Annotated in this window: 14 protein-coding genes; 10 read left to right on the forward strand and 4 right to left on the reverse strand. The window is 69.1% G+C overall.

Annotated elements, in window-relative coordinates:
- Positions 1–36: 36 nt before the first annotated feature.
- From ACIBI4_RS04685 to ACIBI4_RS04695, 3 genes are read right to left on the reverse strand one after another with little or no spacing between them, the layout of a single operon-like run.
- Positions 37–1,110 (reverse strand): ABC transporter permease, encoded by a 1,074-nt coding sequence (locus ACIBI4_RS04685; protein ID WP_399202131.1) that lies wholly within the window; start codon positions 1,108–1,110, stop codon positions 37–39.
- Positions 1,103–2,161 carry an ABC transporter permease gene (locus ACIBI4_RS04690; RefSeq protein ID WP_399202132.1) on the reverse strand — a complete coding sequence of 353 codons (1,059 nt, stop codon included), beginning with the start codon at positions 2,159–2,161 and terminating at the stop codon, positions 1,103–1,105. Before ACIBI4_RS04690 ends, ACIBI4_RS04685 begins: the two co-directional genes overlap by 8 nt.
- A complete protein-coding gene (locus ACIBI4_RS04695) occupies positions 2,158–3,687 on the reverse strand; it encodes a sugar ABC transporter ATP-binding protein (protein ID WP_399202134.1) in 1,530 nt (509 codons plus the stop codon). Before ACIBI4_RS04695 ends, ACIBI4_RS04690 begins: the two co-directional genes overlap by 4 nt.
- A 392-nt stretch (positions 3,688–4,079) precedes the next feature.
- Here ACIBI4_RS04695 and rhaI point away from each other — a divergent pair, with 392 nt between their 5' ends.
- From rhaI to ACIBI4_RS04735, 8 genes are all read left to right on the forward strand, one after another.
- A complete protein-coding gene (rhaI, locus tag ACIBI4_RS04700) occupies positions 4,080–5,246 on the forward strand; it encodes an L-rhamnose isomerase (RefSeq protein WP_399202135.1) in 1,167 nt (388 codons plus the stop codon).
- 86 nt (positions 5,247–5,332) lie between these two features.
- Positions 5,333–7,378, forward strand: coding sequence for a bifunctional aldolase/short-chain dehydrogenase (locus ACIBI4_RS04705; protein WP_399202136.1), 2,046 nt, complete (start codon positions 5,333–5,335; stop codon positions 7,376–7,378).
- A 79-nt stretch (positions 7,379–7,457) separates the two neighbouring features.
- Positions 7,458–8,954 carry a rhamnulokinase family protein gene (locus ACIBI4_RS04710; RefSeq protein WP_399202137.1) on the forward strand — a complete coding sequence of 499 codons (1,497 nt, stop codon included), beginning with the start codon at positions 7,458–7,460 and terminating at the stop codon, positions 8,952–8,954.
- Positions 8,955–8,980: 26 nt separating this feature from the next.
- Positions 8,981–9,718, forward strand: a complete 738-nt coding sequence (locus ACIBI4_RS04715) for a (Fe-S)-binding protein (RefSeq protein ID WP_399202139.1) — start codon at positions 8,981–8,983, stop codon at positions 9,716–9,718.
- Complete coding sequence (locus ACIBI4_RS04720) at positions 9,715–11,136, forward strand: LutB/LldF family L-lactate oxidation iron-sulfur protein (protein WP_399202140.1); 1,422 nt, start codon at positions 9,715–9,717, stop codon at positions 11,134–11,136. The genes ACIBI4_RS04715 and ACIBI4_RS04720 overlap by 4 nt, the downstream gene beginning before the upstream one ends.
- Positions 11,136–11,822 carry a lactate utilization protein C gene (locus tag ACIBI4_RS04725; protein ID WP_399202141.1) on the forward strand — a complete coding sequence of 229 codons (687 nt, stop codon included), beginning with the start codon at positions 11,136–11,138 and terminating at the stop codon, positions 11,820–11,822. The genes ACIBI4_RS04720 and ACIBI4_RS04725 overlap by 1 nt, the downstream gene beginning before the upstream one ends.
- 147 nt (positions 11,823–11,969) lie before the next feature.
- Positions 11,970–12,527, forward strand: a complete 558-nt coding sequence (locus tag ACIBI4_RS04730) for an SUKH-4 family immunity protein (RefSeq protein WP_399202142.1) — start codon at positions 11,970–11,972, stop codon at positions 12,525–12,527.
- A 101-nt stretch (positions 12,528–12,628) separates the two neighbouring features.
- The gene (locus ACIBI4_RS04735) at positions 12,629–13,120 is read left to right on the forward strand and encodes a hypothetical protein (protein WP_399202143.1); all 492 of its coding nucleotides are present in this window, start codon (positions 12,629–12,631) and stop codon (positions 13,118–13,120) included.
- A 205-nt stretch (positions 13,121–13,325) separates the two neighbouring features.
- Here ACIBI4_RS04735 and ACIBI4_RS04740 read toward each other — a convergent pair whose 3' ends face one another.
- On the reverse strand, positions 13,326–14,279 hold the full coding sequence (locus tag ACIBI4_RS04740; RefSeq protein ID WP_399202144.1) for a transposase: 954 nt from the start codon (positions 14,277–14,279) through the stop codon (positions 13,326–13,328).
- Between the two features lie 229 nt (positions 14,280–14,508).
- Here ACIBI4_RS04740 and ACIBI4_RS04745 point away from each other — a divergent pair, with 229 nt between their 5' ends.
- Both ACIBI4_RS04745 and ACIBI4_RS04750 read left to right on the forward strand, forming a co-directional pair.
- Positions 14,509–15,402 carry a hypothetical protein gene (locus ACIBI4_RS04745; protein WP_399202145.1) on the forward strand — a complete coding sequence of 298 codons (894 nt, stop codon included), beginning with the start codon at positions 14,509–14,511 and terminating at the stop codon, positions 15,400–15,402.
- Complete coding sequence (locus ACIBI4_RS04750; protein ID WP_399202146.1) at positions 15,399–15,914, forward strand: hypothetical protein; 516 nt, start codon at positions 15,399–15,401, stop codon at positions 15,912–15,914. Before ACIBI4_RS04745 ends, ACIBI4_RS04750 begins: the two co-directional genes overlap by 4 nt.
- Positions 15,915–15,997: the final 83 nt, after the last annotated feature.

Below are 15,997 nucleotides of genomic sequence, written 5' to 3' on the forward strand. Positions count from 1 at the left end.
CGTTCGCGGGGCTGTGTGCCGGCGTGGTGCTTGGCGTTAGGTGGAGGCGGCGGCAGGTGGTCCGGCCGCTTCGGAGGTGGCCGACGGTGGTCCGGCCGGCGGTGGTCCGGCCGCCGTTTTGCCGCGGGCCCGCGCATCAGCAATCTGCCGGCCCACACGCGGGGCGAGTACGGAGACGACGAGCAGCACGCCGGTGACGACGATCTGGGACTGGGCGGAGACGTTGAGCAGGCTCATCACGTTCTGCAGGGTGCCGAGCAGGAACACACCGGCGATCGCGCCGCCGAGGGTGCCCTTGCCGCCGTCGAAGTCGATGCCGCCTAGCAGCACCGCCGCGATGACGGACAGTTCGAGTCCGGTGGCGTTGTCGTAGCGGGCGCTGGCGTAGTGCAGGGCCCAGAAGACGCCGGTCAGTGCGGACAGCGCGCCGGTCATGACGAACATCGACAGCTTGAGCCGCTTGACCCGCACACCGGCGAACCGGGCGGCATCCTCGCTCGCGCCGATGGCGAACAGCGAGCGGCCGACGGGCGTGGCATGCAGGACCACGACCGCGATGGCCAACAGGACGAGGAAGGGCAGGAAGGCGTACGGGATGAAGGTGTCGCCGATCCGGCCCGCGCCGAAGTCCAGGTACTGGGAGGGGAAGTCGGTGACCGAGTCGGAGCCGAGGACGATCTGCGCGATGCCCCGGTAGGCGGCCATCGTGCCGATGGTGACGGCGAGCGAGGGCAGTCCGAGGCGGGTCACGAGCAGTCCGTTGACCAGGCCGCAGACGACGCCGAGCACGAGGCACAGCGGGATGATCGTCTCGATGGTCATGCCCTGGTTCCACAGGGCGCCCATCACCGCGCCGGACAGGCCGGCCGTGGAGCCCACGGACAGGTCGACCTCGCCGGAGATGACGAGCATCGTCATCGGCAGCGCGATCAGGGCGATGGGCAGGGTGTTGCCGATCAGGAACGAGACGTTCAGCGCGTTGCCGAAGTTGTCGACGAACGAGAACGAGCAGAGCAGCAGCACCATGAGCAGGGCGCCGACGGCGGTGTCCCAGCGGATCGCCGTGCCGAAGAAGGACCGCGGGGCGGCCTTCAGGGGGGTGTCAGTCATGGTGGCGGGCACTCCTCATCTGTGCGGCCTTCTTGCGAAGGACTGCGGCGACCCGCAGGGCGAGGATCCGGTCGGCTGCGATGGCGAGGAGCAGCAGGAATCCGTTGATCGCGGTGACCCAGACCGAGCTGACGCCGATCGCCGGGAGCACGCTGTTGATCGAGGTGAGCAGGACGGCGCCGAGCGCTGCGCCCCAGACGCTGCCGGAGCCGCCGGTGAAGGCGACGCCGCCGACCACGACGGCGCTGACGACGGTGAGTTCGTAGCCGTTGCCGGTGGCGGAGTCGACGTTTCCGAAGCGCGCCAGGTACAGCGCGCCGGCCAGTCCGGCCAGGGCGCCGCACAGCACGTAGGCGGTCATGATCCGCTTGCGGACCGGTACGCCGGCGAGGGTGGCGGCCTCGGGGCTGGAGCCGAGGGCGTACATGTCGCGTCCGCTGCGGTAGTTGCGCAGGTAGTAGCCGGCCGCGAACAGGACGACGAGGGCGAGCAGGGCGAGGTAGGGCACGGCCCAGATGCCGTCGTGGCCGAAGTCGACGAAGGACTGGGGCAGGGCGTCGGCGGTGATCTGCCGGGAGCCAACCCAGATGGAGTCGATGCCGCGGATGATGTAGAGCGTGCCGAGGGTGACGACGAGGGCGGGTACTTTGCCGAGGCTGACGAGCGCGCCGTTGAGGACGCCGAAGAGCGCGCCGAGTCCGACGGCCAGGAGTACGGCGATGAGCGGACTGCCGCCGTCCTGGAGGTAGATGCCGGCGGCGAAGGCCGAGATGCCGAGCACCGAGCCGACCGACAGGTCGACGTTGCGGGTGATGACGACGACGGCCTGGCCGACGGCGACGAGGACCAGGATGGTCGCGTTGAGCAGCAGGTCCTTGATGCCCTGTTCGGAGAGGAACTCGCCGTTGGATATCTGGGTGGCGCCGAGCATCACGACGAGCACGGCCACGACGGCGAGTTCGCGTGCCTTGAACACCTTGTCCATGAACTTGCGGGACGCGGTGGCCTGCGGGGCGGGTGAGCTGCGGACCGGTTCCACGGTGGTCGTCATGCCGCGTCACTCCCTCGAGCGGCGCGGCCCGTCGCCGCGGCCATGACGGTCTCTTCGGTGGCGTCGGCCCGGGAGATCTCGGCGCTCAGGCGTCCTTCGTGCATCACGAGGACGCGGTCGGCCATGCCGAGGATCTCCGGCAGGTCGGAGGAGATCATGAGGACGGCGACGCCCTCGGCAGCGAGCGCGGACAGCAGCCGGTGCACTTCGGCCTTGGTGCCGACGTCGATGCCGCGGGTCGGCTCGTCCACGATGAGCACCTGGGGCGCCGTGGCGAGCCACTTGGCGAGGACGACCTTCTGCTGATTGCCGCCGGACAGGGTGCCGACGACATCGGCGAGGCGGGCGTACTTGACCTGGAGCTTCACGGCCCAGTCGACGGCCCGGCTGCGTTCGGCCCTGCGGTCCATCAGACCGGCGCGGGTGGTGTCGGCGAAGCCGGTCAGGCCGATATTGCGCTCGATGGACATGTCCATCACGAGGCCTTGGGCGCGGCGGTCCTCGGGTACGAGGGCGAGGCCCGCGGCCATCGCGAGGCTGGGGGCGCCCGGCTTGAGCTTCTTGCCGAGCACCTCGACCTCGCCGCCGTCGAAGCGGTCCACGCCGAACACGGCGCGCGCGACCTCGCTGCGGCCGGCTCCGACGAGGCCCGCGAGACCCACGATCTCGCCGCGGCGTACGTCGAAGGTGACGTCGGTGAAGACACCTTCGCGGGTCAGCCGGCGCACGGCGAGGGCGACTTCGCCGACTTCCGTGTCCTGCTTGGGGTAGAGGGAGTCGAGGTCACGGCCGACCATCCGGCGTACGAGATCGTCCTCGGTGAGGCCGTCGAGCGGCTCGCTCGCGATCCAGGCGCCGTCACGCAGGGTGGTGACGCGCTGGCACAGCTCGAAGATCTCCTCGAGGCGGTGCGAGATGAACAGCACCGCGGCGCCCTGTTCGCGCAGCGCCCGCACGACTCCGAAGAGGCGGGCCACTTCGCTGCCGGTGAGCGCGGCGGTCGGCTCGTCCATGATCAGGACGCGGGCGTCGAAGGAAAGCGCCTTGGCGATCTCGACGAGCTGCTGGTCGGCGATCGAGAGGCCGCGGGCGGGCTGCTCCGGGTCGAGGTCGACGCCGAGGCGGGCGAAGAGTTCGGCGGCGGCCTGCTTGATCGCACGGTGGTCGACGCGGCGCAGTGAGCGTGCGGGCTGGCGGCCCACGAAGATGTTCTCCGCGACGGTCAGGTCGGGGAAGAGCGTGGGCTCCTGGTAGATGACGGCGACACCGGCGTCGCGGGCGTCGGCGGGACCGTGGAATTCGACCGGCTTCCCGTCGAGGACGACGGTGCCGCTGTCGGGTCGGTGCACCCCGGCGAGGGCCTTGATCAGGGTCGACTTGCCGGCGCCGTTCTCACCCGCGAGGGCGTGCGCCTCACCGGCGTACAGCTTCAACGAGACGCCGCGCAGGGCGCGTACGGCGCCGAAGGACTTGCTCACCCCCTCCAGTGCGAGCACCGGAACGGCATCCGGTTCGGGTTGCGTCATGAGGTTCTCCGTTGTGTGCCGGGGTTGCCAAGGGCCGGGCCAGAAGACTTCCGGGGACGTCGGCCGCTGCGCCCCGGATCGGCCGACGTGAAATGTTTCATTGAAGTTGCCCGGAAGCTAACGGGGGCCGGCGACGGCGGTCAAGAGCTCGGCGCACCCCGAAGCCCGCACCTCGTGCCGCTGGAGACGGCGATCATGGGCTCCATGTCCCTGAACAGTGCAGGAAGAGCCCGGGTTCCGTGGGATCACCCAGATCAACAACACGATTCAGTAACGCGGTTCGCGGTTTCCTGCCCCCTTGACGGCACCAGAGGCAGGGGCTAGCTTCCGTGGCGGCTGAATCGTTTCATTATTCGTTTCATTGTCTGTTCCCCGCCCATCCCGAGGTGACCATGCCTGACATCGCCGCCGTGAAGGCCGCACTCGCCAACCAGCGGATAGAGACGCCGTCCTGGGGCTACGGGAACTCCGGTACCCGGTTCAAGGTCTTCGCCCAGGCCGGAGTGCCCCGCACCCCGCGCGAGAAGCTGGACGACGCGGCCAAGGTGCACGAGTTCACCGGCATCGCACCCAAGGTGGCGCTGCACATCCCCTGGGACGCGGTCGACGACTACGCGGCCCTGGCGACGTATGCGAAGGACCGCGGCCTGGAGCTCGGAGCGATCAACTCCAACACCTTCCAGGACGACGACTACAAGCTCGGCTCGGTCACCCATCCCGATCCGAAGGTGCGCCGCAAGGCCGTCGAGCACCTCCTCGAGTGCGTCGACGTCATGGACGCGACCGGCTCGAAGGACCTGAAGCTGTGGTTCGCGGACGGCACCAACTACCCGGGCCAGGACGACATCGTGGCCCGCCAGGACCGCCTCGCCGAGTCGCTCGCGACCGTGTACGCGCGGCTCGGTGACGACCAGCGGATGCTCCTGGAGTACAAGTTCTTCGAGCCCGCCTTCTACGCGACGGACGTGCCCGACTGGGGCACCTCCTACCTGCAGTGCCTCAAGCTCGGCGAGCGCGCCCAGGTCGTGGTGGACACCGGGCACCACGCGCCCGGCACCAACATCGAGTTCATCGTGGCGCTGCTGCTCCGCGAGGGACGGCTCGGCGGCTTCGACTTCAACTCGCGGTTCTTCGCCGACGACGACCTGATGGTCGGCGCCGCGGACCCGTTCCAGCTCTTCCGGATCCTGCACGAGGTCGACAAGAACGGCGGCTTCGAGCCCGCCATGAACGTCGCCTTCATGCTCGACCAGTGCCACAACATCGAGGCCAAGATCCCCGCGGTGATCCGCTCGGTGATGAACGTGCAGGAGGCCACCGCCAAGGCGCTCCTCGTCGACCGTGACGCACTGACCGCCGCACAGCGCGAGGGCGACGTCCTGACCGCCAACTCGGTCCTGATGGACGCCTACAACACCGATGTACGTCCCCTCCTGCGCGAACTGCGCGAGGAGCGCGGCCTGCACCCCGACCCCATGGCTGCCTACCGCGCCAGCGGCTGGCAGGAGCACATCGTCGCCGAGCGCGTCGGGGGCGAGCAGGCCGGCTGGGGCGCCTGAGCCCTCCGGCGGATCTACGCGGGCCCGCGACGCCTGGCACGCCCCCTCGCCCCTTCCCGTACACCCCTGAGCCCCAAGGACATCCGATGGCCTCCGCCACCCACCCCCAGGTCGCCGCGCTGCTCGACCGCTCCCGCCGCCTCGGCGCCGATCCCCGTAACACCAACTACGCCGGCGGCAACACCTCCGCCAAGGCGACCGCGACCGACCCGGTGACCGGCGCCGACACGGAGCTGATGTGGGTCAAGGGCTCGGGCGGTGACCTCGGCACGCTCACCGAGGGCGGGCTCGCCGTGCTGCGGCTCGACCGGCTGCGCGCGCTCAAGGACGTGTATCCGGGGGTGGAGCGCGAGGACGAGATGGTCGCCGCGTTCGACTACTGCCTGCACGGAAAGGGCGGCGCCGCGCCTTCCATCGACACCGCCATGCACGGCCTGGTGGACGCCGCGCACGTCGACCATCTGCACCCCGACTCCGGTATCGCCCTCGCCTGCGCCGCCGACGGCGAGAAGCTCACCGCCGAGTGCTTCGGCGAACAGGTCGTATGGGTGCCGTGGCGCCGGCCCGGCTTCCAGCTCGGTCTGGACATCGCCGCCATCAAGGCCGCCAACCCGGCGGCCATCGGCTGCGTCCTCGGCGGGCACGGCATCACGGCCTGGGGTGACAGCGCCGAGGAGTGCGAGGCGAACTCGCTGTTCATCATCCGCACCGCGGAGGCCTTCCTCGCCGAGCACGGCAAGGCCGAGCCGTTCGGCCCGCGCATCGAGGGGTACGACGAGCTCGGCGCCGACGCACGCAGGGTGCGCGCGGCCGAACTCGCCCCGCTGATCCGCGGGTTGGCCTCCACGGACCGGCCCCAGGTCGGCCACTTCGACGACTCCGGCACGGTCCTCGACTTCCTTGCGAGCGCCGAGCACCCGCGCCTGGCCGCGCTCGGCACCTCGTGCCCCGACCACTTCCTGCGGACGAAGGTGCGCCCGCTCGTCCTCGACCTGGCGCCGACGGCCGATCTGGAGGCGGTCGCGGCCCGCCTGAAGCAGCTGCACGCGGAGTACCGCGAGGAGTACGCCGCCTACTACGCCCGGCACGCCACCCCGGACTCCCCGGCGATGCGCGGCGCGGACCCGGCGATCGTCCTGGTGCCAGGCGTCGGCATGTTCAGCTTCGGCAAGGACAAGCAGACGGCGCGGGTCGCGGGCGAGTTCTACCTCAACGCGATCAACGTGATGCGCGGCGCGGAGGCCGTTTCGGCGTACGCGCCCATCGAGGAGTCCGAGAAGTTCCGTATCGAGTACTGGGAGCTGGAGGAGGCGAAACTGCGCCGGATGCCGAAGCCGAAGGCGCTCGCCACCCGTGTCGCCCTGGTGACGGGCGCGGGCAGCGGCATCGGCAAGGCGATCGCGCAGCGACTGGTCGCCGAGGGCGCGTGCGTGGTCGTGGCCGATCTGAACGCCGAGGGTGCGGCGGCCGTCGCCGAGGATCTTGGCGGTCCGGACAAGGCCGTCGCCGTCGCGGTCGACGTCACGTCCGAGGAGCAGATCGCCGAGGCGTTCCGCGCGGCGGCGCTCGCGTTCGGCGGCGTCGACCTGGTCGTCAACAACGCCGGGATCTCCATCTCCAAGCCGCTCCTGCAGACCACGGCGAAGGACTGGGACCTGCAGCACGACATCATGGCCCGCGGCTCCTTCCTCGTCTCGCGCGAGGCGGCACGGGTCATGGGCGAGCAGGCCATGGGCGGCGACATCATCTACATCGCGTCCAAGAACGCGGTGTTCGCCGGACCCAACAACGTCGCGTACTCGGCGACCAAGGCCGACCAGGCACACCAAGTACGCCTACTCGCCGCGGAGTTGGGCGAGCACGGAATCCGGGTCAACGGCGTCAACCCCGACGGCGTGGTGCGCGGCTCGGGCATCTTCGCGGGCGGCTGGGGCGCGCAGCGCGCTGCCACGTACGGCATCGAGGAGGAGAAGCTCGGCGAGTTCTACGCCCAGCGCACCCTGCTCAAGCGCGAGGTGCTCCCGGAACACGTCGCGAACGCGGTGTTCGCGCTGACCGGCGGGGAACTCACCCACACCACCGGGCTGCACATTCCGGTGGACGCGGGGGTCGCGGCGGCGTTCCTGCGCTGAGCCGCCGGGCGGGGCGCCGACCGCATCCGGCGCCCCGCCACCGCTCCTGACATCTCCCCCGCACCTCCCCGGAGTCCCCATGCCCCGCACCACCCGCTACGCCGCCGCGGACCTCGGCGCCACCAGCGGCCGCGTCATCGTCGGCCGGGTCGGGCCGCACGACCTCGGCCTGACCGAGTCGCACCGGTTCCCCAACACACCCGTACGGCTGCCGACGGGGCTGCACTGGGACCTGCCCGCCCTGTTCCAGGGGGTGCTCGACGGGCTGCGGGAAGCGGGGCGCGGCGGTGAGATCGCCTCCGTCGGCGTGGACACCTGGGCCGTGGACTACGGACTGCTCGACCGCGACGGCGCGCTGCTGGGCACGCCGCACCACTACCGCGACAGCCGCACCGACGGCGCCCCCGAGCGCGTATGGGAAAAGGTCTCCCCGCAGGATCTGTACCGGACGACGGGTCTGCAGCACCTGCCCTTCAACACCGTGTACCAGCTCGAAGCGGCCCGGGACAGCGCCCAACTGGCCGCTGCCGAGAGCCTGTTGCTCGTCCCCGATCTCCTCACGTACTGGCTGACCGGCGCCATCGGCGCGGAGGAGACCAACGCCTCGACCACCGGCCTGCTCGACGCACGCACCGGCACCTGGTCGAAGGAGCTCACCGACCGGCTCGGCCTCCCGGCCCGGCTGCTCCCCACGCTGCGCTCCCCCGGCACCCCGGCCGGCACCCTGCTGCCGCACGTCGCCTCGTATACGGGGCTTCGCGAACGGACTCCGGTCGTCACGGCCGCGTCCCACGACACCGCGTCCGCGGTCGTCGCCGTGCCCGCCACCGAGCCCGGCTTCGCGTACATCTCCTGCGGCACCTGGTCCCTCGCCGGGCTCGAACTCGACGCCCCCGTCCTCACGGAGGCCTCCCGCGCGGCCAACTTCACCAACGAGCGCGGCATCGACGGCACCACCCGCTACCTCCGCAACATCATGGGCATGTGGCTCGTCGAGGAGTGCCGCCGCGCCTGGGAGCGGGCCGGACTGCCCAGCCGCCTGCCGACGCTGCTCGCTCAGGCCGCCGAAGCGCCCGCCTTCGTCTCCCTCGTCGACCCGGATGCCCCGGAGTTCATGGCGCCGGGCGACATGCCCGCGCGGATCGACGCCTTCTGCGAGCGCACCGGACAACGCCGCCCGGCCGGTCAGGGCGCCATGGTGCGCTGCATCCTGGAGAGCCTCGCCCTTGCCCATCGCCGCACATTGCACACGGCCGCACGTCTCGCGGACCGCGACATCCCTCGCGTTCACATGGTGGGCGGCGGCTCTCGCAACGAGCTCCTGTGCCAACTCACCGCCGACGCCACGGGGTTGACCGTCGTCGCGGGCCCCGCGGAGGCGACGGCACTCGGCAACGTCCTCGTCCAGGCCCGCGCCGACGGACAGATCGGCGACCTGCCGTCCATGCGCCGGCTGATCGCCGACACCCAGAACCTGCGCCACTACGCCCCGCGGGGCACCACGGCTGCCTGGGAGTCAGCGGCCGCCCGCCTGCCCTTCGAGCACTTCGAGCACTTCGAGCACTTCGAGCAATGAACAGCTTGTCCACGAAAGGAGCCGCGATGCGTGTCGCCCTCTTCGCAACCTGCGTCAACGACGCTGTGTACCCGTCCACGGCCATCGCCACCGTCAAGCTCCTCGAACGCCTGGGCCTGGACGTCGACTTCCCGATGGGCCAGACCTGCTGCGGGCAGGCCCAGTACAACACCGGCTACCGCCGCGAGACCGAGCCGCTCGTGCGCCGCATGGCCCGGGTCTTCGAGGGTTACGACTACGTGGTCACCCCGTCCGGGTCCTGCGTGGCCATGGTCCGCGACAACTATCCACGCATCGCGGACAAGAACCCGGACCTCGCGCCCGCCTCGCGAAGCCTGGTGCCGCGCGTCCTCGAACTCACCGAGTTCCTCGTCGACGTACTGAAAGTGACCGACGTCGGCGCCTACTACCCGCACACCGTCACCTACCACCCGTCCTGCCACGGCCTGCGCATGCTCCGCCTGGGCGAGCGGCCACGGCGGCTCCTCGAAGCTGTGAAGGGTCTCGAGCTGGTGGAGTTGCCGGGTGCCGAGGAGTGCTGTGGCTTCGGCGGCACCTTCGCCGTCAAGAACCCCGACGTGTCGACGGCGATGGGATCGGACAAGATCCGCAACGCCGCGTCCACCGGCGCCGACGTCCTGTGCGGCGCGGACAATTCCTGCCTGATGCACCTGGGCGGCATGCTGCGCCGCCAGGACAGCTCCCTGCGGGCGCTGCACATCGCGGAGATCCTGGCGAGCACCGAAGAGGAGCCTGCGCTGTGAGCGGTACGTATCTGGGGATGCCGTCGTTTCCGAGTGCGGCCCGTGAGGCCGTACGCGACGAAACGCTGCGCGCGAACCTGAAGCACGCCACGCACACCATCCGCGACAAGCGGGCCCGTGCCGTCACCGAACTCGACGACTGGGCCGAGCTGCGCGAGGCCGGCAAGCGCATCAAGGACCACACCCTGCGCCATCTCGACACCTACCTGGTCCAGTTGGAGGAGTCGGTCACGGCGGCCGGCGGGACCGTGCACTGGGCGGCCGACGCCGACGAGGCCAACGCGATCGTCACCCGGCTCGTCCAGCAGACAGGCGAGAGCGAGGTCGTCAAGGTCAAGTCGATGGCCACCCAGGAGATCGGCCTCAACGAAGCCCTCGAAGCCGCGGGGATCGCCGCGTACGAGACCGATCTCGCCGAGCTGATCGTGCAGTTGGGCGACGACCGGCCCTCGCACATCCTGGTCCCCGCCATCCACCGCAACCGAGGCGAGATCCGCGACATCTTCCGCGAGCAGATGGCCGATTGGGGGCGTCCCGCTCCGGACGACCTGACGGACACTCCGGCCGAGCTCGCCGAAGCCGCGCGGCTGCATCTGCGCGAAAAGTTTCTGCGCGCCAAGGCCGGTATCTCCGGCGCCAATTTCATGGTCGCCGAGACCGGCACGCTGGTGGTGCTGGAGTCGGAGGGCAACGGACGCATGTGTCTGACCCTGCCCGACACGCTCATCTCGGTGGTCGGGATCGAGAAGATTGTGCCCACCTGGCGCGACCTCGAAGTCTTCCTGCAGACGCTGCCGCGTTCATCGACGGCCGAGCGGATGAATCCGTACACCACGACGTGGACGGGTACCACGGACGGTGACGGACCGCAGACCTTCCACCTGGTGCTGCTCGACAACGGCCGCACCGACACGCTCGCCGACGAGGTCGGGCGGCAGGCGCTGCGATGCATCCGCTGCTCGGCCTGCCTCAATGTCTGTCCGGTGTACGAACGGGCCGGCGGCCACGCCTACGGCTCGGTGTACCCGGGGCCGATCGGCGCGATCCTCAGCCCCCAACTCCGGGGCACCCGGAGCGAGATCGACGCCTCTCTGCCGTACGCCTCGTCGCTCTGCGGCGCCTGTTACGACGTCTGCCCCGTGGCGATCGACATCCCCGAGGTGCTCGTCCACCTGCGGGAGCAGGTTGCCGAGCAGGGAGGCAAGGGGCACCGCCTGGAGAAGGCCGCGGTCAAGGCGGCCACGTGGGCGCTCGATCACCCGGGGGCGCTGGCCGCGGGCGAACGGCTCGCCGCCAAGACCCGCAAGCTGCACCCGAAGAAGCTGCCGGGCCCAGGCGCACGGCAGTGGACGGACAGCCGCGATCTGCCGGAGATGCCTGCCGAACCGTTCCGCGACTGGTGGAAGAAGAACCGCTGATGACATCTCCTCAGTCCGCTCCTCAGACCGCTCCCAAGGCCGCTCCTCAGTCCACACGCGAGCGGATCCTGGAGCGGGTGCGCAGGGCCGTGGCGTCGTCGCCGGACGTTCCTGAGGCGCCGCGTACGTATCTCGGCAGCCATACCCCGGACGATCCGGACGCGATCCTGGACCTTCTGCACGAGAACCTTGCGGACTACCGGGCGGTCGTGCACCGGGCGACCGATGGTGAACTGCCGGGCCTGATCGGTGAGTTGCTGCATCAGCTCGGCGCCCGCAGTGTGGCCGTGCCGCCCGGGCTTCCGACGGCTTGGCTCTCGGCTACGGACGCCGAGCAGCGACTGGACGACGGTTCACTCACCCCGCACGAGCTCGATACGACCGACGCCGTGGTCACCGGCTGCGCGCTGGCCATCGCGGAGACCGGCACGCTCGTCCTCGACGGGGGCGAGGGCCAGGGCCGTCGGGTGCTCACGCTCGTTCCCGATCTGCACATCTGTGTCGTACGGGCTCCGGAGCAGGTTGTCGCATCCGTACCGCAAGCCATGCCGCGGCTCGACCCGCTGCGTCCTCTGACGTGGATCTCGGGACCTTCGGCGACCAGTGACATCGAGCTGGACCGCGTCGAAGGGGTACATGGACCGCGCAGGCTGCACGTCATCCTGAGCAACTATGGCGTGGGCTGACGGCGAGGGACACGAGGGCACACGAGGGCCGTACGGAGCAGCCCCGCAGCGGACTGAGCGCCTGTTTCTCGAAGGTGCAGCGAGCCGTGGCCTTCATCTCCCCAGGAAGCGTTGTCGCCTGTGCCGTGTGTGGCCAGAATCTTCTTCATGCAGTTGAGTGATCGGTTCGATCCGGAGCACTACCGCCGCGTCTGGCCCCGGGGTGGCTACTTCCAGCTCAGGAAGTACACCCCAGACGAGATAGGTGTTCTCGGCATGCCCGCGGCGCATGTGGCGGTGCTGGCTGACGTCGGACTCCCTGAGGAGGCGGCACCGTTCCTCACATTCGCCGATCAATCGTTGCCGTGCCCTCTGTCGGCATGGGATTTCCCCGTGGCCATCGAGGACCTCGAACGGTTCGTGGTCGTCGGGTATGACGGATCGGTCAATCCGGTCGTGCTGGATCGTCAACGGCCCGGCTTTGTCCTGCTCATAGATCGTGAGCAGGACACCGGAATGCACGTGTTCAACACCAGTGTTCCGCGGTTCCTCTCCTCGCTGCTGGCCTTCCGTGACTTCATCGATCTCAACAACAGCGAGCCGTCTCCAGCGACTGCTCTCGACGCGCTGGCAACGCTTTTGAAGACCGTCGATCCCGAAGCCTGGCACTTGGGCAGCCTGTGGTCGGCGGAGATCGAAGCCCAGGCCAGATTGCTCGCTGGCTGATCGGCACGCACTGGGCCATTGGTCCGACCTGGCGGAGAGTCTGCTTCCGATCGCGGGCCCCAGTTGAGAGGTGGGGCTCATCTGGTGTTTAAGGTGCGGGCATGGCTGTCCCTGAGATCATCCCTATCGCCTATGAGCCGGACTATCGCACGAACACGATCGGCCGGTTCAGCTGCGGCCAGTTCCTGGCTTCGGTCACCTATGCATTCCCAGATGGGTTCGTGATCGAGGACGGCTGGGAGGAGCAGAAGCGGCTCTTCGCCGTGCTGCACAAGTTTGACCACTACGGCCACCACCGGGAGTCCGACATCTGGTGCGCCGGTACCTGGTCAGAGCAGGTGAAGCGTCCGCATGGCGAGCGCTCCGTGCTTGCCCGCGCGGAAGCCCGGCTGGCCGCCGTCCTCGCAGGCCTCCCAGAGCGTGAGTACTGCGACATCGCGATCCAGCCGTTCCAACTCACAGTTGACGGTGTGCTCTTCGGCCTCATCACGGAGTGCCATGCCGAGGACGAGGACGGCGTGGACGACTGGGCTGAGCTCTATCCGGATGGATTGGGCTTCTCGGCTCCCTGGAACGGCGAGTACGACACGTGACAGACCGAGCGATCGGCTGAATCGGAAGGTCAGGCGACTTCTGGCATCACATCGCCGTGGACGCATCTCGGCGTTCGGCCGGACGGTTCCTACTGTGGGTGAACCGTCGGGTCATGAGTGTGATCGCGGCCCAGGTGATCAGTGCTTCACTCATCTCGGGCAGGCGTTCGTGGTCGCGGCAGTGCGGGCGAGCCCGCATGATCCACTACCATGATCGTTCAACCGCCCATCCGCGCGGTAGGACGATGAACCCCTTGGTGTTCGGCGGTCGTCGAACCGCCTTCACGGTGATGTCGAGGTACTTCTTCGCCCAGGGGATGAGGCCGTTCTTGGCGTAGGCGGAGTCCGCCCAGACGATGGCGATCTCCGGGTGCATCCAAGCAAGGCGGAACAGTAGTTCTCGTGCGACAAGGGAGCCCTGGGCGTCGGCGGGGGTGACCATGACCAGCAGGACGAGGCTATGGTGATCGCAGATCAGGTGCCGCTTCCTCCCGTTGATCATCTTTCCGCCGTCCCAGCCCCGGATCTCCTGGCTGGCCGTCTCGGATGCTTTGATCGACTGGGAGTCGACGATCACCGATGCGGTCTGGGGCGTCTTGCCCGCCGCGAGGCGGATACGGCGTCGCAGCTGGTCGCGGATGATTCCGATGATTCCCGTCGCGGCCCAGCGTCGGGCGAACCGCGCGGCCTTGGACACCGGTTGCCCGGCCACGGACCGCCACCACCTGTCCAACCGTAGGCACGCACGCCCCTCTCCTTGCGCAAGCCACGCTCCGTCCCCGCGGCCGGACGTCGTGCCCCGCGCCTCGAGCACCTTCGGACGCACCACGCTGTGCAGCGCAATGTCTCCCGCGACGTGCACACCGTCCTGCTCACTGCTCAGCGTGATGCGGATACCCGAAGTACGGCTCCATTCCCGGACGACGAACCGCCCTTGTCCGGCATCGGTTGCCTCGTAGACCGCTCCGGCCTGCAGATGCTTCCCATCCACCAGCTTGATGTCGGGCAGGACCCGGCCATCGGCTAGCAGGATGTCGGAACCCGACGTGCGGGTCTCCTGCAGGATCTCCTCCAGGAGCAGAACGGCTTGTTCGAACCAGCGGCGGGAAACCGGTTCCAGGCGCAGAGTGTGGCGTACGCGGATCATGCCGGTGAGCATGGCGGTGCCTGCACCGTTTCGGAAGGGGAACACCGGTGACGCTGTCCAGCGCCATGCATCCACTGACAGGCCTCGTTGCCGGACCGATCCGACACGGCTTCCTTGCCGATCTCCGGCAGGAACTTGGGGCCGAAGTTGGTGGCGGAGCCGGCCTGATACGGCGGATCGCGGGTGCCCTAGTCTCCCGCTACGGCGCCGCAGCAAGGTGTCCGAGGCAGTGGGGGGTGCCATGTCCGACAAGGCAATGACCAAGACGCGCAGACGCAGACGGCTTCGCAGATCTGGACGGCTGGGCTCCGCTCCAACCCGGCGTCGCGCCAGTCGGGAGAACCCTGCACTGCGGGCGGCCCGCCGCGCGCGGGACATCCGTCGCAACGGCCTGGTGGCCCTGCCGATCGGCATCGCTCTCCTCACGGCCGGTTTCGTTCTGCTCCTCGGTGTGTTGCCAGGCATGGTCGCCGACGAGCACGATTTCAAGTCGGCTGTACCGTGCGCCGACCCGGACCCCCGGGTGCGGCAGGACTGCCTGCAGGACGCGCAGTTCACCGTCGAGGGCACCCGGATCCAGGACGGCAGGAACGCCGTGTACTGGGTCGACCTCTCCGGCCCTGGGCCGGGCAGCGGACGGGTGGTTCTGGACGGAGCCGCCAAGCCGCTGCTCCGGGCACTCTCCCCCGGCGACGGGTTGCGGGCCACCGTCTGGCGCGGACACGTGGTCGCTGTACACAAAGGCGACAGCAGCTGGGCCACCCATGACGACCCCAGGGGCGAGCCCTTGCTGTTCGCCACCGTAGGTGGCGCCGCGCTGATCGCGGGCGCATTCACGCTGTTCGCCGGAACATGGTGCGTACTGCGCCCCTCGACCTGCGTCCCGCGCAACGCCCCTCAGCTCGTCACCGCGACCTGGTTGACCGTCGCTCTCCTCGCCGAACTCGTCGCGGCGGCCTTCGTCCAGGCGCGCGTGGCGGGCGCGAGCTTGTGGCTCCTGGCCGGAGTTTGGTGCGTAGTTGCCTTGATGACCCTTCTGGGAGCAGCGGTCATACGTCGCCGGTCGACTCGGACAGCGGGTGACCAGATGATGAAGCGGCAGGCAGCGGCGCGCGTACGGGTACTGGGCCGGTGAACCGCTGGATGCTCAGGTTGCGACCGCCGGCGCTCGCGATTGCGTTCTGCTTCTGCGTGTTCGGGGGTGGCCAGGCCTTGCTCTGGTGGATGTTCGGACGGCCCGTCGACTGGCTCATGGCGGCCTCCTTCGCCATCTTCTTCGGCGTCATGAACACGATCCAGGGCCGGTGGCATGACAGGCACAAGATGGAGAAGTCGGTCTGGACGCGACTACGTGCGCATGAGGGGATCAAGGTGTTCCTCCCCGTTGTGACCCGCGACCGTCACGGAACATGCGTCAAGCAGGTCATCGTGGTCACGGACCACCGCCTCCTCGCTTTCGACCAGAACGCGTTGAGCGGAAAGATCATGGACCAGGCATGGAGTCACGTGCGGGCGGGATGGTCGGCCACCATGTCCGGCGATCGGAAGACCGTCACTCTCTCCAACGGCCCGGAAGCCCTTCTCCTTCGCGTGGGGCGCTCGCAGCAGAAGGATGCGGAACGGTTCGTTCGGGAGTTGGCACAGTGACGCGCGCAGGGCGGCTGGAAGCGCACGTACGAAGGCGAGTCGGTGACGGCCTCCACCGCGAGCAGCGCATCCGCCGCAAGCAG

The sequence above is a fragment of the Streptomyces sp. NPDC050418 genome, from assembly GCF_044458745.1.
Lineage (GTDB): Bacteria > Actinomycetota > Actinomycetes > Streptomycetales > Streptomycetaceae > Streptomyces.

Excerpts from the sequence above, each read along its gene's own strand:
- ACIBI4_RS04735 (WP_399202143.1), top strand. The coding sequence starts at position 12,629 with ATGGCTGTCCCTGAGATCATCCCTATCGCCTATGAGCCGGACTATCGC.
- rhaI (WP_399202135.1), top strand. The coding sequence starts at position 4,080 with ATGCCTGACATCGCCGCCGTGAAGGCCGCACTCGCCAACCAGCGGATA.
- ACIBI4_RS04725 (WP_399202141.1), top strand. The coding sequence starts at position 11,136 with ATGACATCTCCTCAGTCCGCTCCTCAGACCGCTCCCAAGGCCGCTCCT.
- ACIBI4_RS04695 (WP_399202134.1), bottom strand. The coding sequence starts at position 3,687 with ATGACGCAACCCGAACCGGATGCCGTTCCGGTGCTCGCACTGGAGGGG.
- ACIBI4_RS04715 (WP_399202139.1), top strand. The coding sequence starts at position 8,981 with ATGCGTGTCGCCCTCTTCGCAACCTGCGTCAACGACGCTGTGTACCCG.
- ACIBI4_RS04710 (WP_399202137.1), top strand. The coding sequence starts at position 7,458 with ATGCCCCGCACCACCCGCTACGCCGCCGCGGACCTCGGCGCCACCAGC.
- ACIBI4_RS04730 (WP_399202142.1), top strand. The coding sequence starts at position 11,970 with ATGCAGTTGAGTGATCGGTTCGATCCGGAGCACTACCGCCGCGTCTGG.
- ACIBI4_RS04690 (WP_399202132.1), bottom strand. The coding sequence starts at position 2,161 with ATGACGACCACCGTGGAACCGGTCCGCAGCTCACCCGCCCCGCAGGCC.
- ACIBI4_RS04745 (WP_399202145.1), top strand. The coding sequence starts at position 14,509 with ATGTCCGACAAGGCAATGACCAAGACGCGCAGACGCAGACGGCTTCGC.
- ACIBI4_RS04705 (WP_399202136.1), top strand. The coding sequence starts at position 5,333 with ATGGCCTCCGCCACCCACCCCCAGGTCGCCGCGCTGCTCGACCGCTCC.
- ACIBI4_RS04685 (WP_399202131.1), bottom strand. The coding sequence starts at position 1,110 with ATGACTGACACCCCCCTGAAGGCCGCCCCGCGGTCCTTCTTCGGCACG.
- ACIBI4_RS04740 (WP_399202144.1), bottom strand. The coding sequence starts at position 14,279 with ATGCTCACCGGCATGATCCGCGTACGCCACACTCTGCGCCTGGAACCG.